The sequence below is a fragment of the Janthinobacterium sp. ROICE36 genome (assembly GCF_002869965.1).
In the GTDB taxonomy this organism is placed as follows: Bacteria; Pseudomonadota; Gammaproteobacteria; order Burkholderiales; family Burkholderiaceae_D; genus Janthinobacterium.
In genome coordinates this window covers 68,142-94,656 of record NZ_PEBS01000008.1, presented here as the reverse complement: position 1 = coordinate 94,656, position 26,515 = coordinate 68,142, and the positions used below count along the sequence as shown (strand labels likewise).

At 62.9% G+C, this 26,515-nt stretch carries 22 protein-coding genes; 14 read left to right on the top strand and 8 right to left on the bottom strand.

Annotated elements, in window-relative coordinates:
- Positions 1–132: 132 nt before the first annotated feature.
- From xapA to CSZ94_RS05395, 7 genes are all read left to right on the top strand, one after another.
- Complete coding sequence (gene xapA / locus CSZ94_RS05425) at positions 133–972, top strand: xanthosine phosphorylase (RefSeq protein ID WP_102120570.1); 840 nt, start codon at positions 133–135, stop codon at positions 970–972.
- A gap of 118 nt (positions 973–1,090) precedes the next feature.
- Positions 1,091–2,284 (top strand): phosphopentomutase, encoded by a 1,194-nt coding sequence (locus tag CSZ94_RS05420; protein WP_102120569.1) that lies wholly within the window; start codon positions 1,091–1,093, stop codon positions 2,282–2,284.
- Entirely contained in the window at positions 2,281–3,240 is a 960-nt protein-coding gene (gene deoC / locus CSZ94_RS05415; protein WP_046685481.1) for a deoxyribose-phosphate aldolase, read from the top strand. Before CSZ94_RS05420 ends, deoC begins: the two co-directional genes overlap by 4 nt.
- Before the next feature lie 12 nt (positions 3,241–3,252).
- Positions 3,253–5,634 (top strand): aldehyde dehydrogenase family protein, encoded by a 2,382-nt coding sequence (locus tag CSZ94_RS05410; RefSeq protein WP_374703559.1) that lies wholly within the window; start codon positions 3,253–3,255, stop codon positions 5,632–5,634.
- A gap of 75 nt (positions 5,635–5,709) precedes the next feature.
- Entirely contained in the window at positions 5,710–7,032 is a 1,323-nt protein-coding gene (deoA, locus tag CSZ94_RS05405) for a thymidine phosphorylase (RefSeq protein WP_102120567.1), read from the top strand.
- An 82-nt stretch (positions 7,033–7,114) separates the two neighbouring features.
- The gene (locus CSZ94_RS05400; RefSeq protein WP_102120566.1) at positions 7,115–7,522 is read left to right on the top strand and encodes a cytidine deaminase; all 408 of its coding nucleotides are present in this window, start codon (positions 7,115–7,117) and stop codon (positions 7,520–7,522) included.
- 10 nt (positions 7,523–7,532) lie between these two features.
- Positions 7,533–8,744 (top strand): nucleoside deaminase, encoded by a 1,212-nt coding sequence (locus CSZ94_RS05395; protein ID WP_102120565.1) that lies wholly within the window; start codon positions 7,533–7,535, stop codon positions 8,742–8,744.
- 1 nt (position 8,745) lies between these two features.
- Here the strand turns inward: CSZ94_RS05395 and CSZ94_RS05390 are convergent, their stop codons facing one another.
- The 6 genes from CSZ94_RS05390 to CSZ94_RS05365 all read right to left on the bottom strand — a co-directional run bounded on the left by CSZ94_RS05390 (position 8,746) and on the right by CSZ94_RS05365 (position 13,663).
- On the bottom strand, positions 8,746–9,909 hold the full coding sequence (locus CSZ94_RS05390) for a dipeptidase (protein ID WP_102120564.1): 1,164 nt from the start codon (positions 9,907–9,909) through the stop codon (positions 8,746–8,748).
- A gap of 11 nt (positions 9,910–9,920) precedes the next feature.
- Positions 9,921–10,343: a VOC family protein gene (locus CSZ94_RS05385; RefSeq protein ID WP_102120563.1), complete on the bottom strand. Its 423-nt coding sequence runs from the start codon at positions 10,341–10,343 to the stop codon at positions 9,921–9,923.
- Between the two features lie 160 nt (positions 10,344–10,503).
- Positions 10,504–10,773, bottom strand: a complete 270-nt coding sequence (locus CSZ94_RS05380; RefSeq protein WP_102120562.1) for a hypothetical protein — start codon at positions 10,771–10,773, stop codon at positions 10,504–10,506.
- Positions 10,774–10,910: 137 nt separating this feature from the next.
- Positions 10,911–11,426, bottom strand: a complete 516-nt coding sequence (locus CSZ94_RS05375; RefSeq protein ID WP_102120561.1) for a hypothetical protein — start codon at positions 11,424–11,426, stop codon at positions 10,911–10,913.
- Positions 11,427–11,517: 91 nt separating this feature from the next.
- Positions 11,518–12,195 (bottom strand): TetR/AcrR family transcriptional regulator, encoded by a 678-nt coding sequence (locus CSZ94_RS05370; RefSeq protein ID WP_102120560.1) that lies wholly within the window; start codon positions 12,193–12,195, stop codon positions 11,518–11,520.
- A 10-nt stretch (positions 12,196–12,205) separates the two neighbouring features.
- The gene (locus tag CSZ94_RS05365; RefSeq protein WP_102120559.1) at positions 12,206–13,663 is read right to left on the bottom strand and encodes an aminotransferase-like domain-containing protein; all 1,458 of its coding nucleotides are present in this window, start codon (positions 13,661–13,663) and stop codon (positions 12,206–12,208) included.
- 199 nt (positions 13,664–13,862) lie between these two features.
- On the opposite strand from CSZ94_RS05365, the gene CSZ94_RS05360 reads away from it, so the two are divergent.
- The 7 genes from CSZ94_RS05360 (at position 13,863) to CSZ94_RS05330 (ending at position 23,670) form a co-directional block, all read left to right on the top strand.
- On the top strand, positions 13,863–15,179 hold the full coding sequence (locus tag CSZ94_RS05360; protein WP_102120558.1) for an aspartate aminotransferase family protein: 1,317 nt from the start codon (positions 13,863–13,865) through the stop codon (positions 15,177–15,179).
- A 9-nt stretch (positions 15,180–15,188) separates the two neighbouring features.
- On the top strand, positions 15,189–16,691 hold the full coding sequence (locus CSZ94_RS05355) for a CoA-acylating methylmalonate-semialdehyde dehydrogenase (RefSeq protein ID WP_102120557.1): 1,503 nt from the start codon (positions 15,189–15,191) through the stop codon (positions 16,689–16,691).
- A gap of 47 nt (positions 16,692–16,738) precedes the next feature.
- Entirely contained in the window at positions 16,739–18,106 is a 1,368-nt protein-coding gene (locus CSZ94_RS05350; protein ID WP_102120556.1) for an NAD(P)-dependent oxidoreductase, read from the top strand.
- Positions 18,106–19,386: an NAD-dependent dihydropyrimidine dehydrogenase subunit PreA gene (preA, locus tag CSZ94_RS05345; protein ID WP_219725974.1), complete on the top strand. Its 1,281-nt coding sequence runs from the start codon at positions 18,106–18,108 to the stop codon at positions 19,384–19,386. The genes CSZ94_RS05350 and preA overlap by 1 nt, the downstream gene beginning before the upstream one ends.
- Before the next feature lie 123 nt (positions 19,387–19,509).
- A complete protein-coding gene (locus CSZ94_RS05340) occupies positions 19,510–20,994 on the top strand; it encodes an NCS1 family nucleobase:cation symporter-1 (protein WP_102120554.1) in 1,485 nt (494 codons plus the stop codon).
- Between the two features lie 21 nt (positions 20,995–21,015).
- Positions 21,016–22,407: a dihydropyrimidinase gene (gene hydA, locus CSZ94_RS05335; protein WP_102120553.1), complete on the top strand. Its 1,392-nt coding sequence runs from the start codon at positions 21,016–21,018 to the stop codon at positions 22,405–22,407.
- A 15-nt stretch (positions 22,408–22,422) separates the two neighbouring features.
- Positions 22,423–23,670 (top strand): Zn-dependent hydrolase, encoded by a 1,248-nt coding sequence (locus CSZ94_RS05330; protein ID WP_102120552.1) that lies wholly within the window; start codon positions 22,423–22,425, stop codon positions 23,668–23,670.
- A 22-nt stretch (positions 23,671–23,692) separates the two neighbouring features.
- On the opposite strand, the gene CSZ94_RS05325 is transcribed toward CSZ94_RS05330, so the two are convergent.
- Both CSZ94_RS05325 and CSZ94_RS05320 read right to left on the bottom strand, forming a co-directional pair.
- Complete coding sequence (locus tag CSZ94_RS05325) at positions 23,693–25,447, bottom strand: allantoate amidohydrolase (protein ID WP_102120551.1); 1,755 nt, start codon at positions 25,445–25,447, stop codon at positions 23,693–23,695.
- Between the two features lie 73 nt (positions 25,448–25,520).
- Positions 25,521–26,459, bottom strand: coding sequence for a LysR family transcriptional regulator (locus tag CSZ94_RS05320; RefSeq protein ID WP_102120550.1), 939 nt, complete (start codon positions 26,457–26,459; stop codon positions 25,521–25,523).
- Positions 26,460–26,515 lie beyond the last annotated feature (56 nt).

Here is a 26,515-nt window from a genome sequence, read left to right as displayed (position 1 = left end):
GCGGCAAATAGTAGCAATACGCATTTCGATATACCTGTAACACCCTATATACCCGCTACCTGGGCCGCAGTCCCTCTCTGGGCACGGCAGCGCAGGCAGCAACCATCATCATTAGTCAATCAGAGGATAACCATGTCGAACAACACCCCTTTCCACGCCGCCGAAATCATTCGTGCCCGCGCTCCTGAAAATTTCAAGCCGCGCGTGGCGATGATCCTCGGCTCAGGCCTGGGTGTGTTGGCCGAGCAGATGACGGATGCCGTCAGCATCAGCTTTGACGAATTGCCAGGTTTCCCGATCAGCACCGTGCACGGCCATGCCGGCGAACTGGTGGTAGGTACCCTGTCGGGCGTCGCCGTCGTCTGCATGAAGGGCCGTGGCCACTTCTATGAAGGCTATGGCATGGGCGTGATGACGAGCGCCATCCGCACCCTGAAACTGCTGGGCTGCGAAATGCTGTTCGTCACCAACGCCGCCGGTTCCCTGCGCCCTGAAGTGGACGCCGGCAGCCTGGTGGCCATCAGCGACCATATCAACCTGTTGCCAGGCACGCCGATGGTCGGCCCGAACGACGACCGCTTCGGCCCGCGCTTCTTCAGCATGGCCAACGCCTATGATGCCGAACTGCGCCAGCAAGTCAAGGACACGGCGGCCGCCAGCGGCATCACCCTGCACGAGGGCGTGTTCGTCGCCTACCCTGGCCCGAACTTCGAAACAGCCGCCGAAATTCGCATGATGGCCCGCCTGGGCGCCGATACGGTCGGCATGTCGGTGGTGCCGGAAGTGGTGTCGGCCCGCCATTGCGACCTGAAAGTGGTGGGCGTGTCCGTCATCACCAACCTGGCCGAAGGCATGTCGCCATTCGCCCTGTCGCACGAACAAACGCTGAAATACGCGGCCATCGGCGCGAAAGACCTGGTCAAGCTGATCCTGGCTTTCCTCTCCAAAATCGCTGAAAAACCGCAAGCCTAAGTACTTTTTGACGCAGTAGCGGCGCGCCGGCCACCGGCGCTGCCGCGCGGCAGGCCGGGAAAATCCGGCCTACACTGTCCGCATCATCTTCGCATCATTCCATAAAGCGAGCCTTATCATGTCACGCGCATTTATCCTCCTGCTTGATTCCTTCGGCCTTGGCGCGACGCCAGACGCCGCCAAGTATGGCGACGCAGGTGCCAATACCTTTGGCCACATTGCCAGCACTGTCGCCAAAAGCGGCAAGACCTTGAAACTCCCGAACATGGAGCGCCTGGGACTGGGCGCTGCGGCGCACCTGGCTAGCGGCGAATGGGCGACGGGCTTCGACCAGCGCGACGGCTTCACCGGCGCCTACGGCGCGGCGCGCGAGCGCTCCACCGGCAAGGACACGCAGAGCGGCCACTGGGAAATCGCCGGCGTGCCCGTCGAATTCGACTGGGGCTACTTCCCGCGCACCACGCCATCGTTCCCGGCCGACCTGACCGACAAGCTGAAAGCCATGTCGGGCGTGCCAGGCTTCCTGGGCGACTGCCATGCCTCGGGCACGGACATCATCAACAAGCATGGCGATGAACACGTCGCCACCGGCAAGCTGATTATTTATACGTCGGGCGACTCGGTGATGCAGATCGCCGCGCATGAAGAATCGTTCGGCCTCGAACGCCTGTACGCAGTGTGCGAAATGGCCTTCAAGCTGGTCGAACCGTACAACATCGGCCGCGTCATCGCCCGCCCGTTCACGGGCAGCAATGGCAACTACACGCGCACTTCCAATCGCCACGATTATGCGGTGGCACCGCCAAGCAAGACCCTGCTCGATCACGTCAAGGATGCGGGCGGCGAAGTCGTCGGCCTGGGCAAGATCAGCGACATTTTCGCCACCCAGGGTATTTCCAGAGTCGTGAAGGGCGTCGACAATATGGCGCTGTTTGAAGCGCTGCTGAAAACGGCCGATGAAGTGCAGGACAAGTCGCTCACTTTTGTGAACTTCGTCGATTTCGACCAGGCTTTCGGCCACCGCCGCAACGTCGAGGGCTATGCCGATGCGTTGCGCGAAATGGATGCGCGCCTGCCGGAATTCATGGCCAAGCTCAAGGAAGGCGACCTGGTCGTGATCACCGCCGACCATGGCTGCGACCCCACCTGGCACGGCTCCGACCACACCCGTGAACACATTCCGATGATCTTCTTCGGTCCCGGCGTCGCCCCGCGCGCACTGGGTATTTCCGAGACGTTCTCCGATATTGGCCAAACCCTCGCCAAGCACCTTGGCGTACCACCACTTGCTAATGGAAGCAGCTTGTTATGACACTCATGCACCCCGAATTCAAGCGTAACGAGGCCGTTGGCCTCGACCTGGGCTGGATCAACCAGATCCGCGTCAATCGTGCCGCGACCGACCGCCGCGCGGCCAGCCTGGCGAACCGCCGCACGGTGAAAAAGGAATACCAGGCCGCCTGGCTGGTGAAAGCCATCCAGATGATCGACCTGACCACCCTGGGCGGCGACGATACGCCGGGCCGCGTGGAACGCCTGTGCATGAAGGCCATGCGCCCGCTGCGCGCCGACCTGATGGATGCCCTGGGCTTGACGGAGTTGAGCACCGGCGCCGTGTGCGTGTATCACGAGATGATTCAACCGGCCGTGAAAGTCATCCAGGGCCGCCTGCCCATCGCCGCCGTGTCGACGGGTTTCCCGGCTGGCCTGACGAGCATGGAAACGAAGCTGCGCGAGATCGAGCTGTCGGTTGCCGCCGGCGCTTCCGAGATCGATATCGTCATCACGCGCCAGCACGTCCTGAACGGCAACTGGCAAGTGCTGTACGACGAAATGCTGGCTTACCGCAAGGCGTGCGGCGAAGCGCACGTGAAGGCGATTCTCGCCACGGGCGACTTGCTGACCATGGAAAACGTGGCCAAGGCTTCGTGGGTCTGCATGATGGCAGGCGCCGATTTCATCAAGACTTCCACCGGTAAAGAGGGCGTGAACGCCACCATCCCGGTGGCCCTGACGATGGTGCGCACGATCCGCGAATACCACGAGCAGACGGGCTTTCAGGTGGGCTTCAAGCCGGCCGGCGGCGTCAGCTCGGCCAAGAGCGCACTGCAATACCTGACCCTGATGAAGGAAGAACTGGGCAACGAATGGTTGCAGCCGCACCTGTTCCGCATCGGCGCTTCCAGCCTGCTGACCGACATCGAGCGCCAACTCGAGCACTACGTCACCGGTAGCTACTCGGCCAATCATCGTCACGCACAACCTTAAAGAACATTCGTCATGCCTACAATTAACGAGATTCTCACTACTATGGACTACGGCCCCGCTCCCGAAAGTCAAAAAGAAGCACAGGCGTGGCTCGACGGCCACCAGCGCAAATTCGGTTTGTTCATCGACAATGCCTGGAGCGAGCCGGCCGAGCTGTTCGCCTCGACCAATCCGGCCGATGGCACGCAACTGGCGGAACTGACGCAAGCTACCGATGCAGACGTGGAACGCGCCGTGGAAGCGGCGCGCCGCGCGCTGCCCGTATGGCAGGGCATGGGTGGCCACGGCCGCGCGAAAGTCATGTACGCGCTGGCACGCTTGCTGCAAAAGCACTCGCGCCTGTTCGCCGTGCTCGAAACCCTGGACAACGGCAAGACCATCCGCGAAACGCGCGATATCGACCTGCCGCTGGCCGCGCGTCACTTCTACCATCACGCCGGCTGGGCGCAGCTGCAATCGGAAGAATTCGCCGACTATCGCGCCGTGGGCGTGGTGGGCCAGATCGTGCCGTGGAATTTCCCCCTGCTGATGCTGTCGTGGAAAATCGCCCCAGCGCTGGCGGCCGGTAACACGGTGGTCTTCAAGCCGGCCGAATTCACGTCGCTGACCGCCATGCTGTTCGCCGAATTGTGCCTGCAGGCGGGCGTGCCGGCCGGCGTGGTCAATATCGTCACCGGCGACGGCCGCGTGGGTTCGGCCATCGTCAACCACCCTGGCGTCGACAAGATCGCGTTTACAGGGTCGACGGAAGTGGGCCGTTTGATTCGTGTGGCGACGGCCGGCAGCGGCAAGAAGCTGTCGCTGGAACTGGGCGGCAAGTCGCCGTTCATCGTCTTTGAAGACGCGGACCTGGATGGCGCCGTGGAAGGCCTGGTCGACTCGATCTGGTTCAACCAGGGGCAAGTGTGCTGCGCCGGTTCGCGCCTGCTGGTGCAGGAATCGATCCAGGAGCGCTTCCTGAACAAGGTGCGCGCGCGCATGGAAAACTTGCGCCTTGGTTCTCCCCTGGACAAATCGATGGATGTGGGCGCGCTGGTCGACCCGGTGCAGCGCCAGCGCATCGCCGCGCTGGTCGATACCGCCCGTGCCGAAGGCTGCGACGTGTGGCAGCCGGCGTGCGAACTGCCGGCAGACGGCTCGTGGTTCCCACCCACCCTGATCACGGGCGCATCGACCTCGGCCGCAGTGGCGCAGGCTGAAATCTTCGGCCCCGTGCTGGTGGCGATGAGCTTCCGTACACCGCCAGAAGCGGTGCAACTGGCGAACAATACGGTGTACGGCCTGGCCGCCAGCGTGTGGACCGAGTCGATCAGCCTCGCGTTGGACATCGCTCCCGCCATCAAGGCTGGCGTGGTGTGGATCAACAGCGCGAACCAGTTCGACGCCGCGTGCGGCTTCGGCGGCTACCGCGAATCGGGCTTCGGTCGTGAAGGCGGCCGCGAAGGCATGCTGGAATACATGACGGCCCTGGCCGAAGATGCGCGCCCGGCCTTGCCGGTGGTGCAAGCCAAGGCCAAAGGCAATGTGAAGCCGGCGACAGCCGATCCGTTCGCCATCGACCGCACTGCCAAGATGTACATCGGCGGCAAGCAGGCGCGCCCTGACAGCGCGTATAGCGCGCCCGTATTCGGCGCGAATGGCGCCCTGCTGGCCGAAGTGGGCGTAGGCAGCCGCAAGGATATCCGCAACGCGGTCGAAGCGGCGCATAAAGCGTCTGGCTGGAGCAGCGCCACGGCGCATAACCGCGCGCAAGTGCTGTACTACATCGCCGAAAACCTGGCGGCGCGCGCCGACGAATTTGCCGCCCGCATCGCCGCCATGACGGGCAGTAAAAATCCTGAGAAGGAAGTGCAGGCGTCGATCGAACGCCTGTTCTACTACGCTGCCTGGGCCGACAAATACGACGGCCTGGCGCACCAGCCGCCCACCAAGGGCATCACCGTGGCGCTGAACGAAGCGGTTGGCGTGATCGGCATCGTTTGTCCGAATGAAGCGCCGTTGCTCGGCTTTATTTCGCTGGTGGCGCCGGCTATCGCGCTGGGCAACCGCGTGGTGGTGGTGCCGTCGGAAGCGCATCCCTTGTCCGCGCTGGACCTGTACCAGGTGTTCGACACTTCCGACTTGCCGGGCGGTGTCGTCAACATCATCAGCGGCAGCGCCGATGAACTGGCGCGCACCCTGGCCACGCACGCCGACATCGACGCCGTCTGGCGCCATGACGGTTCGGCCGAAGGCTGCGCGGAAGTCGAGCGCCTGTCTGCTGGCACCCTGAAGCGCACCTGGGTCGGTGGCGCCAAAGGCCGCGATTGGTACAGCGCCGTCCAAAGCGGTGGCCGTGCCGTGCTGGCGCATGCGTCGCAAGTGAAAAACGTGTGGATACCTTACGGCGTCTAATCGATAAGTAATGCTGGCAAAGCTGGGGTCAGAGCCGTTGGTTCTGACCCCAGATATCATGATCGGAGTTAATCCATGTTTTTAACCCAAGAAATCATCCGCAAGAAGCGCGACAAGGGTGTCTTGAGCGCCGAGGAAATCCAGTTTTTTGTGCGCGGGATCACTGACGGCAGCGTCAGCGAAGGTCAGATCGCGGCGCTGGGCATGGCCGTCTTTTTCAACGACATGAACATGGACGAGCGCGTCGCGTTTACCCTGGCCATGCGCGATTCCGGCCACGTGCTGGACTGGCGTGCGCTGAGCCTGCCGGGCCCTGTCGTCGACAAGCATTCGACGGGCGGCGTCGGCGACGTGGTTTCCCTGCTGCTGGGCCCCATGGTCGCCGCGTGCGGCGGCTACGTGCCGATGATCTCGGGCCGCGGCCTGGGCCATACGGGTGGCACGCTGGACAAGTTCGACGCCATTCCCGGCTATTGCACGGTGCCGGACAATGAATTGTTCCGCAAGGTGGTGCAGGACATCGGCGTGGCCATCATCGGCCAGACGGCGCAGCTGGCGCCGGCCGACAAGCGTTTTTACAGCATCCGCGACGTCACCGCCACGGTGGAATCGGTGGCCATGATCACCGGCTCCATCCTGTCGAAGAAACTGTCTGCCGGCCTGGACGCGCTGGTGATGGACGTCAAAGTGGGCTCGGGCGCCTTCATGCCGACCTACGACAAATCGGTGGAGCTGGCCGAGAGTATCGTCGCCGTCGGCAATGGCGCGGGCATGCAGACGTCGGCCATTTTGACGGACATGAACGAGTCGCTGGCGCCGTACGCCGGCAATGCGCTGGAAGTGCGCGGCGCGATGGATTACCTGACGGGCCGTTCGCGTCCTGCGCGTCTGCATGAAGTGACGCTGGCGCTGTGCGCCGAGATGCTGGTGCTGGGCGGCCTTGCCGCCACGGAGGAGGAAGCGCGCGCGAAATTGATGGCGGCCCTCGATTCGGGCGAAGCGGCCGAGCGTTTCTCGCGCATGGTGTCCGCCCTGGGCGGCCCGGCCGATCTGGTCGAGAATCCGGACAAGCATCTGGAAAAAGCGCCGTTCGTCGTGCCGGCGCCAGCACTCACCGCCGGCTTTGCCAATGTGCGCGATTGCCGCGGCATCGGCCTGGCCGTGGTGGCATTGGGTGGTGGCCGCCGCCGTCCGACCGACAGCATCGACTTCGCTGTCGGCCTGACCGACCTGGTGGGCCTGGGCGAGCAAGTGGCCGTTGGCCAGCCGCTGGCCATGGTGCATGCGCGCACGGAAGCGGCGGCGCAGCAAGCTGTCAAGGAAATCCAGGAAGCGTATGCAATCAGCGCAGTGGCGCTGACGGCCAATCCGGTGATTTACCGTACGATTCGTCCATAACTTAGCCCTACAAGCAAAATCTGGGGTCAGACCCTGAGGGTCTGACCCCGGCCTTTCGCGGGTTTTACAGATAGAGAAGCAAATGAATAACCAAGAACTGATCGCCGAAGCCAATGCCGGGCGCGAAATGGCCTACGCGCCATACTCGCGTTTCAAGGTGGGCGCGGCGCTGCTGTGCAAGGATGGCCGCGTCTTTCGTGGCTGTAACGTGGAAAACGCCGCGTATGGCCTGTGCAACTGCGCCGAACGCACGGCGTTTTTCAGCGCCGTCGCGCATGGCTGCAAGCCGGGCGACTTCGCCAAGCTGGCCGTCACGGGTGACACGGCGGAACCGATCTCTCCATGCGGTGCCTGCCGCCAGGTGATGTTCGAGCTGGGCGGCGCCGATTTGCCGGTGATCCTGACGAACCTGAAAAACGATGTCATGGAAGTGACGGCGGGCTGGCTGCTGCCGCACGGCTTCGGCAATTCCGACCTGGACATGAAGTAACAGGATACGCTTGAACAAGACGATCGACATCCAGGCCGCCGTGGCCATCGCCGCGGCCGAAGCCATGGCCGCCAAGACGCAGGGCACGTTCGGCGTGGGCGGCGTGCTGCTCGACGGCGCTGGCAATGTGCTGCAATCGATGCACAACAACGTCGTGCGCCAGGGCCTGGTGTTCGACCCCACCGCGCATGGCGAGCGCCAGCTGGTGGACTGGTATTTCGCCGAGCGGGCCAAGGGCACACCCTTGCCTCAGCCGGGCGAACTGACCATCGTCACTTCGCTCGACCCCTGCTGCATGTGCACGGGTGCCATCCTGACGGCCGGTTTCAACGTGGTGGCGGCCGCGCCCGACGTCAAGGCCGGCATCAATTACGATGGGAGTGCCACGTTTGCCGCCTTGCCGGCGCCGCTGCTGGCGCAGGCCGGCCGCAGCTTTTGCTATCCGGCCGTGCGCGGTGCCACCGAGTATGCGCGTCTGCCTTCCGGCGCCGCGCCCAAATCTTTTTTCATCGGCAAGAGCATCCACGAGGCGACGCAGGCACTGTGCTCGCTGGTGTTCGAAGCGACATCGGCGCAGGTGATGCAGTTGCTGAACGCTGGCGACGACGTGCACCTGCGCGATCCCGCCACCTTGCCGACCGAGCATGCCGTGGTGCGCGCCTTGCGGCGCCGCTATCCCGATGCCCTGACCTATCGCTGCGACCCGCATGCGCCCGATGCTGGCCTGGCGCCATTCCTGCAGGCGGCCATGGAGCAGGATGTGCGCGATGGCGGCCAGGGCGACGCAGCCGCCTTGCTCGATTCTTTTGGCAACCTTCTGCTGTGCATGTCGGGAAAATTGGCGCAATCGGCCATCCGCACGCCGTTCATGGAATGCACGCGCCAGTACGCGCAGCTGCGTTTTGAATTGATGGCGAATGCGGAGCCGGCGCTGCAGGATGAAATCAAAAGCTATCTGAGCCACCCCAAGCATGGCACCTTCGTGCTGGCCATCGGCCCGGACGACAGCGCCGCCAGTTTCATGACTCTGGGTGCCTACGGTTCCACCATGGAAGGGGCGCTGCCGGAGAATAATCCGGCACAATTCCAGTACGTGCGCCCGGCCATGGCGCAGGACGCGCTGCTGGCGCTGTGCAACGCCATGCCACCGCTGTACCGCAAGCTGATACGCATCCGGCCACGCCAGGTGGCGGACCAGGCGCTGGTTCAGGCGCTAGGCTAGCCTAGGCATCGTCGTCGGGCAGGTTCTTGAGTAAAAAGTCGCGCACGTTTTCTCCCGCCACGCGGCGGATTTGCGCCTCCGATAGGCCCGCATCGAGCAGCGCCTGCGTCAATCGCGGCAAGCCCGCCGCGTCGATGGCGGTGGTAACGGCGCCGTCGAAGTCCGAGCCATAGGCTACATGTTCCGCGCCGATCAGCTTGACCGTGTAGCCGATGGCGCGCGCAATGGACGCCACATCCTTGCCGCAGACGGCCGTATTCCAGAAGCCGATGCCCACCAGGCCACCCTGGGCGGCGATGCGTTTCAACTGGCTGTCGCTCAGGTTGCGCCCGTTGGCGCAGGTGCCGCGCACGCCCGTGTGCGACACCATCACGGGACGCGTCGCCATGCTCAGGACGTCGTCGATGGCGGCCGGCGAGGCATGCGCCAGGTCGACTATCATCTTGCGCTGCTCCATGGCGCGCAGCCACTGCTTGCCCAGCGGCGTCAGGCCGCCTTTTTTCAGGCCGTGCTGGGAGCCGGACAGTTCCGTGTCGAAGAAATGCGTGGGCGCGGCCATGCGGAAGCCCGCCCGATACAAGGTATCGAGGTTGTCCAGCTTGCCTTCGAGCGCATGCGCGCCTTCCAGTGTCAGCCAGCCGCCCAGCAGGGCGGGATACTTTTCGCGCGCGGCGATGAAACTGCGCAGCTGGGCGCGGCTGCCGATGACCCGGACCTTGCCATGGCTCTTGCCCGCTTGCTGGCGCAATTCATCTGCCTGGTAGGTGGCGCGCGCCAGCAGGCTGTTCCAGGTGGCGGGCGGCAAGCCTTGCGCCACCACCAGTGCCGTGATGTTGTCCGTGTCGCTGCCATTGCGCTCGATATTCATCTTGCGCGGCGTCTTGGTGACGACGGAAAAGGCTTGCAGCGCCACGTTGGCCCGCTGCAGGCGGGGAAAGTCGACATGCCCGCGCTGGCTGTCGTGGTTCAGATTGCGTTGCCACAGCAGGCTGTCCGCGTGCAGGTCGGCGATCCACAGGCTCTGGTGCAGGGCCGCAGTGGCTGTCGATGGCGACTTGCCGGACCGAGGATGGACGCGGTTGAGGTGCTCGTCAACGAGGACGGGAGCGGACAGGAAACCGCCGATCAGCGCAAGGCTGGCGGCGGCGAGGGTACTGATAATCATTGTTCTCCGTTTTACCATGGATCGTAGGTGCCCAGGCTCCAGATATGGCCTTCCGGGTCGCGGCAGGTAAAGCCCCGTCCGCCGTAATCTTCATCCTTGATGTCGAGCACGATCTCGGCACCGGCCTCGCGCGCGCTGCGGTAGACGGCGTCGGCATCGCTGACGACCAGGTAGCAGCTTTGCGTGTTGGCGCCACCGAGGTCGCCAGGCAGTTTCATCAGGCGGCCATAGTCGCTGTCGAGGGCCGGTGCCACCATGACCATGCCATTGCCAAAGCTCAGTTGCGCATGGGCGACGCCGCCGTTGCCGTCAGGCACGATCAATTGTTTTTCAAAACCGAGTGCGTTGCACAGCCATTCGATGGCGGCGGGGGCATCGCGGTAGCGCAGGCAGGGAATGGTCGTAGCTGCTGTAGCTTTTGCTGTCGTGGTCATCAGAAAACTCCTATGGCTGAGGGGGAGTAGCTTTGATCGTTGACACTGCATAATGTTCCGTCTCAAGCCCATCCATCGGAATGGGCTTGATGCCCGTCAATGCTGCGCGCACCCATAGTGCCATAGAACAATCATTGCACTCTTGCCACGACGCAAATTTTTATTGCGTTGACTGCGGAGAATTTTCTGTCTTCGTGTCTGTTCCCGTGTCGTCGCTGTTGCTTGCCCACCTCAGCAGCATGACGAGGGCAAACAGCATGATGGCTAGCGGCAAGATGGTGATCAGGAACGCCAGTCCCAGGCAGCACCCCAGCAGCATGGGCCAGGACATGGCGCGCAGGGCGGCCATGCCCTGGTGCGCGTAAGCGCACAGTTCGCTCCAGAAAGCGCTGAAGGAAGTGCTGCCCGGTGCCGAATTGATGTCTTTCATGCCGTTCTCCTGTGGTTGCCGCTGCCATATGCAGGCTGGCGATGAATCCACTATAGGCAAAACCTTGCTGTCGAACATCGCGTATGCGACGAATGGCAGGAATGGCGGCGCGAACGGCGACAGGCCGGGACAAACGGTTATTCAAATACCTTGAGTTTCAGCTGGAAACTGAGGGCGCCATACAGGCGGTCCTTGTAGGACGGCACGATGGCGATATTCACGCCCACGCGCTGGTATTCATAGCTGATGGTGGGAACCAGGGCCGGGAACCAGCCGCCATCGCGCATCTTCGGATAGCCGCTGAAGCCGCCAACGACGGCGCCGACGCGCAGCGGGCCTACCTTGATGGGCTGGTAGTACACGCCCACGTAGTTCGAGTAGGCGCGGTCGCTATTGTAGAAGCGCCCGGCCGTGGCCGACGCGACCGTGGAAAAGCGGTATTCGGCGCCCAGGCCAGGATTGCTGTCGTTCAGATTTTTATCGCGCTGAAAGTGATACGAATAAAAGCCTGCGTTGAGCCAGGTTTCGCTGAGCGGCTGATTCACTATCAGGCCCACTGTCTGCGCCTGTGCCGCGCACGCCAATGCCAGCAGCGCCGCGCAGGCAGCTTTGCCCAGCAATGACGCCGTGCGCGCCGATGACCATTGTTTCATGCCTGTTCCTTATCCTGTCGATGTGGCGTCGCTATTGCAAACGCTCCAGCGCGCCATGCTATCACTGCTGGATTGTTCATTGGAACTTTCATCACGTGCGGGGCGCTGCCGCAGGCAGGGCGATCGCCGCCTGCACCATGTGCGTGAGCAGGATTTCAGCATCCTCGTAATCCTTGCGCGTGAGCTGCTTGCGTTCCAGCACCAGGGCCATCTGCGCTGAAAAGTCCGCATACGATTGCGTCATGGCCCAGATGGCGAACATCAGGTGCGTGGCATTGACGGGCGCGATCCTGCCGGCGGCGATCCAGGCTTCGAAGACGGCGATATCCTTGCGCAGCAAGGGCACGACCCTGTCGCGTATCTGCGCGCCGTACAGGGGCGCGCCATTGATCACTTCCAGTGCATACACGCGCGAGGCCCATGGCTGTTCGCGCGAAAAACGCAGCTTGGCGCCGATATACGCGCGCAGCACGTCGCGCGGCTCGTCGTGTTCATTGGCCAGCGACTCCATGCGCGCCAGCCAATCGTCGAGGACATCGTCGAGCACGCGCTGGTACAGCAGTTGCTTGGACGGGAAGTAATACATCAGGTTTTGCTTCGACAGGCCGGCCCGCTCGGCGATGGTGGCGATCGAGGCGCCTTCATAGCCGCTTTCGGCGAATGCGCGCACGGCCTGTTCCAGGATGTCCGCTTCGAGGCGGTCGCGGTTTTGCCGGCGCCGGCCGCCGGCATTTTTCACGGGAAGGGCAGGGGATTTTTCGCTGGCCATGGCGGATTCTTTAGCGTGGGCGTATCGATTGCAGGAAGGCTTGCAGCACGGGGTTGTCGGTGTAGGCCACGTTGAAACGGAACCACACCGTCTCGGGCGGGCGCAGCATGAAAAATTCGTTTGGCGACAGCAGGATGCCGGCCTTCAAGGCCATGTCGGCGATGATCTTGCCATTCCATTCCGGCGTCTGCAGGTCGGGCCAGCCTGCGCTGACGAACATGCCGCCGCGGGGCCGCGCCACGGGCGCTAAGCCCGCCTGCGCCAGGCAGTCGATGCTGCGTTCGCGGGCCGCTTCGAGCTGCGCCACCAGGCGTTCGATCATGCGCTTGTAGGGCCGCGCGGAGATGGCGTGGTAGACGGCGCGCTCGTTGATTTCCGACGTCGTCAGTCCCGCCAGCATTTTCACGCGCACCAGTTCGGCCACCAGCGATGGCGAGGCACAGATGGAACCGACGCGCAACACGGGTGACAGGGTCTTGGAAAAACTGCCCACGCGGATCACGCGGCGCAAGCCGTCCATGGCCGCCAGCGAGGCGTCGCCGCGCGCCGCCAGTTCGCGGTAGATATCGTCTTCCACCAGCCAGAAATCGAACTGCTCGGCCAGCGCCAGCAGGCGGTGCGTCTGTGCCTGGCTGAGCGAGGTGCCCAGTGGATTTTGCAGTGCTGTATTGACAAACATCAGCTTGGGCTGGGTGCGCGTGGCCTCGCTGGCCAGCGCATCGAGGTCCAGCCCCGCTTCGCTGCGCGCAATGCCGACGGGGATGCAGCCGTGGTGGCGTATCAGCGACTGCAGATTGCTGTAGCCGGGGTCTTCCACCAGCACCGTGTCGCCCGGCTTGGTCAGGCTGCGCAGGATCAAATCGAAGGCGTGTGTGGCGCCATGCGTCAGCAAGACCTGGTCCGGCTCCACCTGGAACAGCTCTTCCGACAGGCTGCTGGCCAGGTGCTGGCGCAGCGAGGGAAAGCCCAGCGGGTGGCCGTAGCCGCGCAGGCGGCTGGCGGGAATGCGCATGGCCTGGCGCACGGCATCGAGCACGGTCGCTTCGCTATACATCTCGGGCGGCAGCCAGCCCGCACCCACGGGCAGGGCATCGGACACGCCCGAATACAGGTCCGGTGTGAGGGCATCGATGGCGGTGGGGCTGGCGTGCAGGGCCAATTGCGGCGAGGCGGCGATATCGTGGCGCGCAACGAAATAGCCGGAACCGCGTCGTGACGACAGCAAACCCAGGTTGACCAGGCGGTCATACGCTTCGACGACGGTGAAAGTCGATACGCCATTGCAGCGGGCGAACTGGCGCACGGACGGCATCCGCGTGCCGATGCGCAGCACGCGGCTACCCACCATGACGCTGATGGCGATGACAATCTGTTCGACCAGTCCGCCCTTTTTCTGGCGGTCGATGTCCAGCACGGGCCAGCCACTGCCTTGCTCGGGGGCATCGTCTGTGCTGTCGCTGTGCTTCACGGTGTCTCCTTATGCTGCCCTGCACAAAACTGTAGTGGTTTTTCGGCCTGTACGGTTGGGATACTTTGCCGTTTGTGTATCTGTGCCATTGAGGATGGCCTGACTATTATTACATCAGCTTTTTGCCAACTGGTAAATTATTTTACGCTTCGTCAAAAACGATCTTGGCGCCGCGGCAGCTCATCCCAAGGAGAAGGTCATGAACGAAACCAGGCCAGAATCGATGTCGGCATTCTGGATGCCGTTTACGAATAACCGCGATTTCAAGGCCCATCCGCGCTTGCTGGTGTCGGCCGAAGGCATGTACTACAAGGATGTCGATGGCAACGCCATCCTCGATGGCACGGCCGGCCTATGGTGCGTGCCGTGCGGCCATGCGCAGCCAAGAATCGTGAGCGCCATCCGCGAGATGGTGGGCCAGCTCGACTTCGCACCTACCTTCCAGATGGGCCATCCGGCCGCCTTCGACCTGGCGGAAAAACTGATGGAGTACACGGGACACAAGTTCGGCCACGTCTTCTACACCAACTCCGGTTCCGAAGCTGTCGACACGGCCCTGAAAATCGCCCTGGCCTACCACCGCGCACGTGGCGAGGGCGCACGTACGCGCCTGATCGGCCGCGAACGCGGTTACCACGGCGTGGGCTTCGGCGGCATTTCCGTGGGCGGCATCGGCGGCAACCGCAAGACCTTCGGCCCCTTGCTTCCCGGCGTGGACCACCTGCCGCACACGCATAATCTGGACAAAAATGCCTACACGGTGGGCGAACCCGAATACGGCACCCACCTGGCCGATGAACTGGAACGCATCGTTGCGCTGCACGATGCCTCGACGATTGCCGCCGTCATCGTCGAACCGGTGGCCGGCTCCACGGGCGTGCTGATCCCGCCGAAAGGCTATTTGAAACGCTTGCGCGAGCTGTGCACCAAGCATGGCATCCTGCTCATCTTCGATGAAGTGATCACGGGTTTCGGTCGCATGACGACGCCGTTTGCCGCGGACTATTTCGACGTCGAACCGGATTTGATGACGACGGCCAAGGGCCTGACCAACGGCATGGTGCCGATGGGCGCCGTGTTCAGCAAACAGTATATCCACGACGCCTTCATGGACGCGCCACCGGGCATCGAGCTATTCCACGGCTATACCTACTCCGGCCATCCGCTCGCTTGCGCCGCCTCGCTGGCCACCCTGCAAGTATTCGAGGAACAGGACATCCTGGGCCACGCTAAAGCGATGCAGGCGTATTGGAGCGACGCCGTGCATTCGCTGAAAGGCTTGCCGCACGTGATCGACTTGCGCAGCATCGGCCTGATCGCCGGCATCGAACTCGATCCCATCGCCGGCAAGCCCGGCACGCGCGCCTTCAACGCCTTCAAGCAAGCCTTCGCCGACGGCGTGCTGATACGCACGACAGGCGACATCATCGCCCTGTCGCCGCCGCTGGTGCTGGAAAAACAGCATGTCGACGAGCTGTTTGGCAAGCTGGCGAGCGTGCTGAAAAACCTCGATTAAGGAAGCCCCATGACTGATCTCGATACGATTACCCACTACATCAACGGCGCCAAGGTCGACACCCAGAGTGGCCGTTACGGCGACGTGTATAACCCGGCCCTGGGCGAACCTGTCGCCAGGGTTGCGCTGGGCACCGTGGAAGATGTCGACGCGGCGGTGCAGGCCGCCGCCGCCGCCTTTCCCGCGTGGTCGGCCACGCCGCCGTTGACCCGCGCCCGCGTGCTGTTCCGCTACCTGCAGCTGTGCCAGCAGCACACGGACGACTTTGCCGCCATGCTCACGCGTGAGCATGGCAAGACCTTTGCCGATGCCCAGGGCGAAGTGGCGCGCGGCATCGAGATGGTGGAATTTGCCGTCGGCATTCCGCAATTGTTGAAAGGCGAATTCACGGACCAGATTTCGCGCGGCATCGATGCCTGGTCCATGCGCCAGGCGCTGGGCGTGGTGGCCGGCATTACGCCATTCAATTTTCCCGTGATGGTGCCGATGTGGATGTTCCCCGTCGCCATCGCCTGCGGCAATACCTTCGTCCTGAAACCGTCCGAGCGCGATCCGTCGGCCTCCTTGCTGCACGCAAAATTGCTGAAGGAAGCGGGCTTGCCCGACGGCGTCTTCAACGTGGTACAGGGAGACAAGGTGACGGTCGATGCCCTTCTCGACCATCCTGTCGTGCAGGCGATCAGTTTTGTCGGCTCGACGCCGATTGCCGAATACATCTATGCGCGCGGCAGCGCCAGCGGCAAGCGCGTGCAAGCGCTGGGTGGCGCGAAGAATCATATGGTGGTGATGCCCGACGCGGACATGGACATGACGGTCGATGCCTTGATCGGCGCCGCCTACGGTTCGGCGGGTGAGCGCTGCATGGCCATCTCGGTGGTGGTGGCCGTGGGCGACGCGGGCGACAAACTGATCGATGCACTGGCAACGCGCACGGCTGCACTGAAAGTGCGCGACGGTATGGAAGATGGTGCGGAAATGGGACCCGTCGTGTCGCTGGCCGCCAAGCAGCGCATTGAGAAACTGATCGCCTCGGGCGTGGAACAGGGCGCGACTTTAGTGGTCGATGGCCGCAACCATGTGGTGGCAGGCCGCGAGAACGGCTTCTTTGTCGGCGGTACCTTGTTCGACCACGTGACACGCGACATGAGCATCTACAAGGAAGAGATTTTCGGCCCCGTGCTGTGCATCATGCGCGCGCCCGACGTGGTGCATGCGGTGGAACTGATCAACGCCAACGAGTATGGCAACGGCGTGGCCATTTACACGCGCGACGGCGGCGTGGCGCGCGAATTCGTGCGCCAGATCCAGGTCGGCATGGTGGGCGTCAACATTCCCTTGCCCGTGCCGATGGCCTTCAACAGCTTTGGCGGCTGGAAGCGCAGCATGTTCGGCGACCACCACGCTTATGGCCCCGAAGGCGTGCGTTTCTACACGCGCCACAAGGCCGTGATGCAGCGCTGGCCGAATACGGCTAGCGCTGGTGTGGAATTTGCTTTTCCCCAGATGAAGTGACGGTTTCTCACACAAAGTCCACCGCAGCATAAAAGAAGGAAAACGCGATGATCGAGTCATTGAATTTTTTGCCGCATGCCACCCTGCCCAGCGAGGAGCTGGCGGGCCATTTCACGGACCTGGCGCCGCCCCTGACGGCGCGCCAGGCAGCCATCGAAAGCGCCCGCTGCCTGTATTGCTACGACGCGCCGTGCAGCCGCATCTGTCCGTCGGAAATCGACGTGGCCAGCTTCATCCGCAATATCCACGACAAGAACATCAACGGTGCCGCCGCAGGCATCCTGAAACAGAATATCCTGGGCGGCAGCTGCGCCCGCGTCTGCCCCACGGAAATCCTGTGCGAGGATGTCTGCGTGCGCAACCACGACGCCGAAGGCCAGCCGGTGAAAATCGGCCTCTTGCAGCGCTACGCCGTCGACCACATGCATTTCGCACAACATCCGTTCAAACGGGCGGCAAGCACAGGCAAGACGATAGCCATCGTCGGCGCGGGGCCGGCGGGCCTGTCGTGCGCGCACCGTCTGGCCATGCTGGGCCACGACGTGGTGATCTTTGAAAAGGAAGGCAAGGCCGGCGGCCTGAATGAATACGGCATCGCCAAGTACAAGCTGACGGACGATTTCGCCCAGAAGGAGGTCGAATTTTTGTTGGACATAGGCGGCATTGAAATCCGATGTCGCCAGGTGTTGGGCGAGAACCTGCAACTGCGCGACTTGCACGCGCAGTACGATGCCGTCTTCCTCGGCCTGGGCCTGGGCGCCAGCCGCAAGCTGGGCCTGACGGGTGAGGATGCACCGGGCTTGCTGGCCGCGGTCGACTATATCAGCGCGCTGCGCCAGGCGGACGACCTGGCCGCGCTGCCCGTGCCCAAGCGCGCCATCGTCATCGGCGCCGGCAATACGGCCATCGACATGGCCGTGCAGATTGGCCGTTTGGGCGCCGAGGAAGTCACCCTCGTGTACCGGCGTGGTTTCGACGCCATGACGGCCACCCAGCACGAACAGGAGATCGCCAAGGCGAATCAGGTACGCATGCTGACGTGGGCCCAGCCACAGCAGGTGCTGCTGGATACGGCAGGCAAGGTGGCCGGCATGCGCTTCGAGAAAACGCGCATGCAGGGCACGCAGCTGGCGGGGACGGGTGAAACGTTCGACGTGGCGGCCGACGCCATCTTCAAGGCCATCGGCCAGAGCCTCGATACCGACGTGCTGCTTGACCCGATGGCGTCACTGTTGAAACGCGAAGGCGACAAGATCGCCGTCGATGCGGGCTTTCGCACCGTGCTGCCGGGCATCTACGCGGGTGGCGACTGCGTGGCGCAGGGACAGGACTTGACGGTGCAAGCCGTTCAGCATGGCAAGCTGGCCGCACTGGCCATCCATTCCGATTTTTTGAATAAAGTGGAGGCTGCATAATGGCTGATCTCAGCATCGAATTTTGCGGCATCAAGGCGCCGAATCCTTTTTGGCTGGCCTCTGCGCCACCCACCGACAAGGCCTATAACGTGGTGCGCGCATTCGAAGCGGGGTGGGGCGGCGTGGTGTGGAAAACCCTGGGCGAAGACCCGGCCGCCGTCAACGTTTCGTCGCGTTATTCCGCCCTGTATGGCAAGAACCGCGAAGTGGTGGGCTTCAATAACATCGAGCTCATTACCGACCGCTCGCTGGAGATCAATCTGCGCGAAATCACGCAGGTGAAAAAGGACTGGCCGGACCGCGCCATGATCGTCTCCCTGATGCTGCCGTGCGAAGAACACTATTGGGCCGACATTTTGCCGAAGGTGGAAGCGACAGGAGCGGATGGCATCGAACTCAATTTCGGCTGCCCGCATGGCATGCCGGAGCGGGGCATGGGCGCGGCCGTTGGCCAGGTTCCCGAGTATGTGCAGATGGTCACCGCCTGGTGCAAGAAACACAGCAAATTACCCGTCATCGTCAAGCTCACGCCCAACATCACGGACGTGCGCATGCCGGCGCGCGCGGCCAAGGCTGGCGGCGCCGATGCCGTCTCGCTGATCAACACCATCAACTCGATCACCTCGCTGGATCTTGACCGCATGGTGGCCTTGCCCATCGTGGGTGGCGCCAGCACGCACGGCGGCTATTGCGGGTCTGCGGTGAAACCGATCGCCCTGAACATGGTGGCGGAAATCGCCCGCGATCGGCAGACGCGCGGTCTGCCCATTTCCGGCATCGGCGGCATCGGCAACTGGCGCGACGCCGCCGAATTCATCGCCCTGGGCGCCGGCTGCGTGCAGGTGTGCACCGCCGCCATGCTGCATGGTTTCCGCATCGTCGAAGAGATGAAGGATGGCCTGTCGCGCTGGATGGATGAAAAGGGCTATGCACGCATCAGCGATTTTTCCGGCAAGGCCGTGGCCAACACGACGGACTGGAAATATCTGGACATGAATTACCAGGTCATCGCGCACATTAATCAGGACGACTGCATCAAATGCGGCAAGTGTTATGTGGCTTGCGAAGACACCTCGCACCAGTCGATTGCGCAACTGATCGACGCTGCCGGAACCCGCACATATGAGGTGATCAAGGAGGAATGCGTGGGTTGCAATCTGTGCGAAATCACCTGTCCGGTGCAGGGCTGCATCACGATGGTGCCGCAGGTCACGGGCAAGCCCTACATGAACTGGACGCAGGATCCCAGGAATCCACGGGCATTGGCGGAGACGGTTTAGGGCACGCATCAAGGCATGTATCTTGCGTGTGTTTATTTTGCAAACAGCGGCGGGCCTTTGCGGTAAGCTAGGCTGCCGCCGTTTCCATAAAACCGATCCCCTCCCAACCGATGGAGCATACCTGTGAACCACGACTATTCAGGCAACACGCAACTCTGGAATGAAGACCTTGCGCCCACCACTGCGGCGCAGCGCACCTGGCGTTGGTATCACTTCGCCGCGCTATGGGTGGGCATGGTGATGTGCATTCCCGCCTACACCCTGTCGGCCAGCCTGATCGATAGTGGCATGTCCGGTTACCAGGCCGTACTCACGGTATTTCTCGCCAACGCCATCGTGCTCTTGCCCATGCTGCTGATCGGCCATGCGGGCACCAAGTACGGCATTCCGTATGCGGTGCTGGCGCGCGCCTCGTTCGGCACCATGGGCGCGCGCTTGCCGGCACTGATGCGCGCCATCGTCGCCTGCGGCTGGTACGGCATCCAGACTTGGTTCGGCGGGCAGATGATCTATACCCTGATGGGCGTGTTGATGGGGCATGAACTGGGCGGCGAGAAGATCGCGGGCCTGGGCATCAACGGCAGCCAGTTGCTGTGCTTCCTGGCTTTCTGGGCCATCCAGTTCTATTACATCCTGCACGGCATGGAGTCGATTCGCAAACTCGAAACCTATACGGCGCCGCTGAAAATCCTCATCTGCTTCGTGCTGCTGTACTGGGTGCACAGCAAGGCTGGCGGCGTGGCCAGCCTGCTGGACCAGCCATCGCAATTCATCGCGGGTGGCAAAAAAGCGGGCCAGTTCTGGAGCGTCTTCTGGCCATCGTTGACGGCCATGGTGGGTTTCTGGGCCACCCTGGCCTTGAACATCCCCGACTTCACGCGCTTCGCCAAGACGCAGCGCGACCAGGTGATCGGCCAGTCCATCGGCTTGCCCGTGCCCATGGGATTGCTCGCCATGCTGGCTGTCATCGTCACTGCAGGCTCCGTGGTCATGTACGGCAAGGCCATCTGGGACCCGGTCGACCTGGCCAGCCGCATGACGGGCGCCGCCGTGCTGATCGCCCTGATCATCCTGCTGATCGACACGGTCAGCGTCAACCTGGCGGCCAACCTGGTGGGGCCGGCCTACGACTTTTCCTCGCTGGCGCCGAAGCAGATTTCGTACAAGATGGGCGGCTATATCACAGCCTTCATCGCCATCGTCATGATGCCGTGGAAGGTGCTCGAATCGACGCAGGGCTATATATTCACGTGGCTGATCGGCTACTCGGCCTTGCTGGGCCCCATCGCCGGCATCCTCATCGTCGACTATTATTTTGTGCGCAAGACGCAGCTCGACGTCAAACAACTGTACCGCGACGATGGCGTCTACTCGTATGGCAATGGCTGGAACATGGCGGCGCTGATCGCCTTTGTTATCGCGGTGCTGCCGAATATCCCGGGTTTCCTGAACGCGGCCTTTCCCACGGCGTTTCCCGGCGTGGCCGAAGGCTTTAAAACCATTTACACCTACGCCTGGTTCGTGGGCGTGGCCATCGCCGCAGTCGTCTACGGCGTCATGATGAAGGGCAAGGCGGTGGCGCACATGCAGCAGGCACCGCAGTCCTGATCTTTTCGAGGAGGAGACAAGATGACTACATTGATACGTGGCGGTACCGTCGTCAACGCCGACCGCGCGTTCCGCGCCGATGTGCTGATCGAGGGCGACACCATCGCCGCCGTCGGCGAGAATCTTTTGGTACCGGTCGGCGCCACCGTGATCGACGCGGGTGGTCTGTACGTGATGCCGGGCGGGATCGATACGCACACGCACATGAATTTGCCCTTCATGGGTACCGTCACGTCCGACGATTTTTTCACGGGGACGGCGGCGGGACTGGCGGGTGGCACCACCACCATCATGGACTTCGTCATTCCGGCACCCAAGCAGTCGCTGATCGAGGCCTATCACCAGTGGCGAGAGTGGTCGCTCAAGGCGGCCGGCGACTACACCTTCCACGTGGCGATCACCTGGTGGAGCGAACAGGTACATGAAGAGATGGGCATCCTCGTGCGCGAACATGGCGTGAACAGCTTCAAGCACTTCATGGCGTATAAAAACGCCATCATGGCCGATGATGAAACGCTGGTGAAAAGCTTTTCCCGCTCGCTGGAGCTGGGCGCGTTGCCCACCGTGCATGCGGAAAACGGCGAGCTGGTTTTTCAATTGCAGCAAGCCTTGCTGAAGAAGGGCATTACCGGGCCGCAGGCGCATCCCTTGTCGCGTCCTCCCGCCGTGGAGGCGGAAGCGGCCAACCGCGCCATCGCCATCGCCAATGTTTTGAATACCCCCGTGTACATCGTGCACGTCTCGTGCGCCGAGTCGCTGGACGCCATCACGCGGGCGCGCGCGAATGGCCAGCGCGTGTATGGCGAAGCGCTGGCGGGCCATCTGGTGATCGACGACAGCGTCTACCAGAGCGATGATTTCGGTTATGTGGCGGGCCACGTCATGAGCCCGCCGTTTCGTGGCAAGCACCATCAGGCGGCGCTATGGCACGGTCTGCAAAGCGGCAACCTGCATACGACGGCCACCGACCATTGCACCTTTTGCGCGGAGCAGAAGGCGGCAGGCAAGGACGACTTCACGCGTATCCCGAACGGCTGCGGCGGCGTCGAGGAGCGCATGGCCGTGGTGTGGGATGCGGGCGTTAATTCCGGCATGCTGACACCCTCCGAATTTGTCAAGGTATCGTCGACCAATGCGGCGCAGATCTTCAATATATATCCGCGCAAGGGCCTCATCGCCGCAGGCAGCGATGCCGACATCGTGCTGTGGGACCCGCAGGCCACGCGCACCATTTCCGCCGCCACGCAGTTCGCCAAAGGGGGCTTCAATGTCTTCGAAGGGCGCACCGTGCGCGGCATCCCCCGCACCACGATTGCCGCCGGCAAGGTGGTGTTCCACCAGGGCCAGCTGATGGCTGTCGAAGGGTCCGGGCGTTATATCGAACGGCCCGCCTTTTCCGCCACCACCGCATGAAGTCAGGAGACAGTAATGGATGATATACGGGATGATCTACGCATCAATGGCGAACGACTGTGGGCAGCCCTGATGGAGCTGGCACAGATCGGCGCGACAGTGAAAGGCGGCGTCGAGCGCCTGGCCCTGACGGACCTGGACAAACAGGGCCGCGACCTGGTGGTGCGTTGGGGCACGGACGCGGGAATGAGCATCACCATCGACCAGATCGGCAATGTCTTCATGCGCCGCGACGGCGTAGACAATACCCTGCCGCCCGTGATGACGGGCAGTCATATCGACACGCAACCTACGGGCGGCAAGTTCGATGGCAATTACGGTGTGCTGGCGGGCCTGGAAGTGGTGCGCACCCTGAACGACCTCAATATCAAGACGCGATCGCCCATCGAGGTGGCCTTCTGGACCAACGAGGAAGGTTCGCGCTTCGTGCCCGTGATGATGGGCTCGGGCGTCTTTTGTGGCGCCTTCTCGCTCGAAACCGCGTATGCGGCCAAGGATACGGAAGGAAAAACGGTGGGCGAGGAGCTGGCGCGCATCGGATACAAGGGCGATCAGGTGCCGGGCGAGCATCCCATCGGCGCCTACTTTGAAACGCATATCGAGCAGGGCCCCGTGCTGGAAGATGCCGACAAGGTCATCGGCGTGGTGCCGGCTGTCATGGGGTTGTCGTGGTACGACTGCGTGGTGACGGGCATGGAAGCGCATGCGGGACCCACGCCCATGGGCCTGCGCAAGGATGCGCTGCAGGTGGCCACCACCATCATGCAGGAGGTCGTCGCCATCGCCAACCGCTATCCGCCGTATGGGCGCGGCACGGTGGGCATGGTGCAGGTTTTCCCGAACAGCCGCAACGTGATTCCTGGTGAAGTCAAGTTCAGCATCGACCTGCGCAATGTGAACGATGAACTGCTCAACACCATGCATGGCGAGATCACGGCTTTCATCGACGCCACGCGCACCGGCACAGGACTGGAGATATCTCTTGAACGGGTTTCCTATTACCCGCCATGCCCGTTCCACCCCGACTGCGTTGGCGCCGTGCGCAATGCCACCGCAAAGCTTGGTTATTCCGTGATGGATGTGGTCTCCGGCGCCGGTCACGACGCCATCTACGCGGCCCGGTTGGCGCCGGCCGGCATGATCTTCGTGCCGTGCAAGGACGGCATCAGCCACAATGAAATCGAAGACGCCAAGCCCGAGCACCTGGAAGCGGGCTGCAATGTGCTGTTGCACGCGATGCTGGAACGGGCCGTGGCCGTATAGGTCACCAGCCCACGTCCCTCACTCAGGGCTTGGGCTGGAAGTTGCGCAAAAACGCCAGCAGCGCGCGCGCCGCGATGTCGGCGTCGTCTGCCGTCATGGTTTCCAGCGGGTTGTGGCTGATGCCGCCATTGCCGCAGCGGGTAAACAGCATGGCCACGTCGGTGATGGCGGCCATGGCCATGGCGTCGTGGCCGGCGCCCGACAGCAGCGCGTATGGTTCGATGCCGACGGATTCCACGGCCTGCGCCAGCTGCGCCATCAGCCATGGAGCGCACGGCGCCGCAATCGCCGACAGCAGCAGTTCCAGCTGGTAGTCGATCTGGCGCCGCGCGCAGATGCCGGCGATGCCATCGAGGATGTCGTCGACGGCGGCCTGGCGTACCGCATCGCTGGCTGCGCGGATGTCGAGCGACAGGGTGCAGGCGCCGGCGATCACGTTGACGGAACCGTTGGGCACCTGCAGCTGGCCCACGGTGCCCACCAGCGCTACGCCCTGGTTGCAGCGCTGCTCCACCAACAGGATGATTTCGGCCGCCGCGCTGGCGGCATCCTTGCGCATATTCATGGGTGTGGTGCCCGCATGGCTGGCCACGCCGCCAAGAGTCACCAGGTAACGCGAGCTGCCGGCAATTGCCGTGACGATCCCCAGCGGCAGGTCGCGCTCCAGCAGTACGGGGCCCTGCTCGATATGCACTTCCACATAACCGAGCAAGTCGGCGGGATCGCGCGCGATGGCGCCGATGGCAGCAGCTTCATGGCCGGCGGCGGCCAGCGCCTCGCGCATGCTCACGCCATCTGTGTCGCATTGTTCCAGCAGCGACAAGTCGAACTTGCCCGTGACGGCCGTGCTGCCCAGGAAGGTGCTCTTGAAGCGCACGCCTTCCTCTTCGGCGAAGCCGACGATTTCGACGTGGAAGGGCAGCTTTTCGCCCCGTTCGTGCAGATGGCGAACGACGGCGATCGGCAGCACGATGCCCAGGCGGCCGTCGTACTTGCCACCGTTGCGCACCGTGTCGTAATGCGATCCCGTCATCAGGGTTTTCGCGTCGGGTACGTCAGACAAATAACGGCCGACGACATTGCCGACGGCATCGATGTGCACCTGCATGCCCGCCTCCCGCATCCAGTTGGCCAGCTGCGCGGCCGTTTTCCGGTGCGCCGGCGTCAGGTAGGCGCAGGTCAGGTTGTAATCGCTGTCGCTCCAGTCAGCCAAGGTTTCGGCCTGCTGCATGATGGTCGGGCCGAAGTCCAGGCGCACATCGAACAGCTCGTTCAGGCGCAGCTCGGCGATGCGCTTGATCTGGCGCAGCGATTCGGCCACTTCATCGGCGTGGCGGTTTTTCAGGCGCCGGGCAAACGTGGCGATGATGTCCTGGCGCGTCAGGCCTTCGCCCGTCGGGCCCTTGACGGCCAGGATGAAGGGAAAGCCGAATTTGGCGTTGTACTCGCTGTTGAGGCGCTGCAGCGTGATAAATTCATCAGGACTGCACAGGTTCAGGCCGGACTTGGCCTGTTCGCGCGTCGACTCGGCCGTCAGCTGTCCCGCGACAGCGGCCTTGCCGGCCAGCTCCGGGTGGGCGCGTATCAACCCCAGCTGCTCTTCGGGCGAGGCTTGCGCCAGCACGCGCTGCAGTTCCGCCTTGAGTGCCGTCAGGCTGCCGAACGGCCGGGCGGGGGCCGCGCGCTGGGCGATCCAGGGCGAGTGTTCATAGATGCCGTGCAGGTGCGCGATAAAATCGGCCTGGCTGCCGGCGTTCAGGTCTGAAAGGGTGGTCATGGTTTTCCGATCATGCAAGCGGTGATGATAGCGCCCCGTGCCTGCCTCCATTATATGCGCGTGCTGATAGCGGCTATCGCTGCACCAGCGCCTTGGCAGCCGCGCTGACCTGGTCGCGCAGCCATTTGTGTTCGGGCGCCTGGTGCACGCGCTGGTGCCACAGCTGGTAAAAGCGCATGGGCGGGAATTTCAAGGGCACGGTATACGTTTTCAGCGGTAGGGTTTTTTCATAGAAGCGCATGAACTGCCGACCCGTGGTGAGCACCAGGTCCGTTTGTGTCAGCATGTAGGGGATCAGGCCGAAATACGCCGATTCGACCACCACGTTGCGCTGCAGGTTTTTCCTTTCGAGGAAGGAATCGATCACGCCGTGGTAGCCGGGCATCATCTGCGACGGCGCCACGTGGGGCAGGCTCAGATAATCGTCGAGGGTCATGGCGTCGCTGGCCGTGCGCCGCGCATAGGCGTTTTCCGCATGCATGGCGCAGATGATGGGGTCTTCGAACAGTTTCGAGATGTGCAGGTGGGCGGGCGGCTCGTCCCAGTTGGCGATGACCAGGTCCAGCCCTTCATCGGAGAGTTGGCGGATATGGTCGATGCCCGGTCCCAGGCTATGCAGCACAACGCGGCTCTTCGGCGAACCGCGGCGCAGCTGGGCCACCACATTGGGCAGGAACTGGCTGTCCAGGTAGTCGGGCGCGGCGATATGGAAGGTGCGCGCCTCTTCCTGCGCCACGAACGGCGTCTTCTTGACGAACAGGCTTTCCGTCTGGTCGAGGATGCGCTTGGCCGGATTGAGCAGGCTTTCGCCATGCTGGGTGGGCACCATGCCGCGCGCGCCGCGCACCAGCAGCGGGTCGCCCGTCAGTTCGCGCAGCTTGCGCAGGGAGGCGGAAATCGAGGGTTGCGGCTGATTGAGTTTGAGCGCCACGCGCGAGACATTCTTTTCCACCAGCAGCAGATAGAGGATGCGGATCAGGTGCAGGTCGAGGTGTTGTGGCAGGCTGGACATGTGGCGGCGGCTCTGTTGTATATCGATTTGAATATGTCAAATATACGATATTTTTC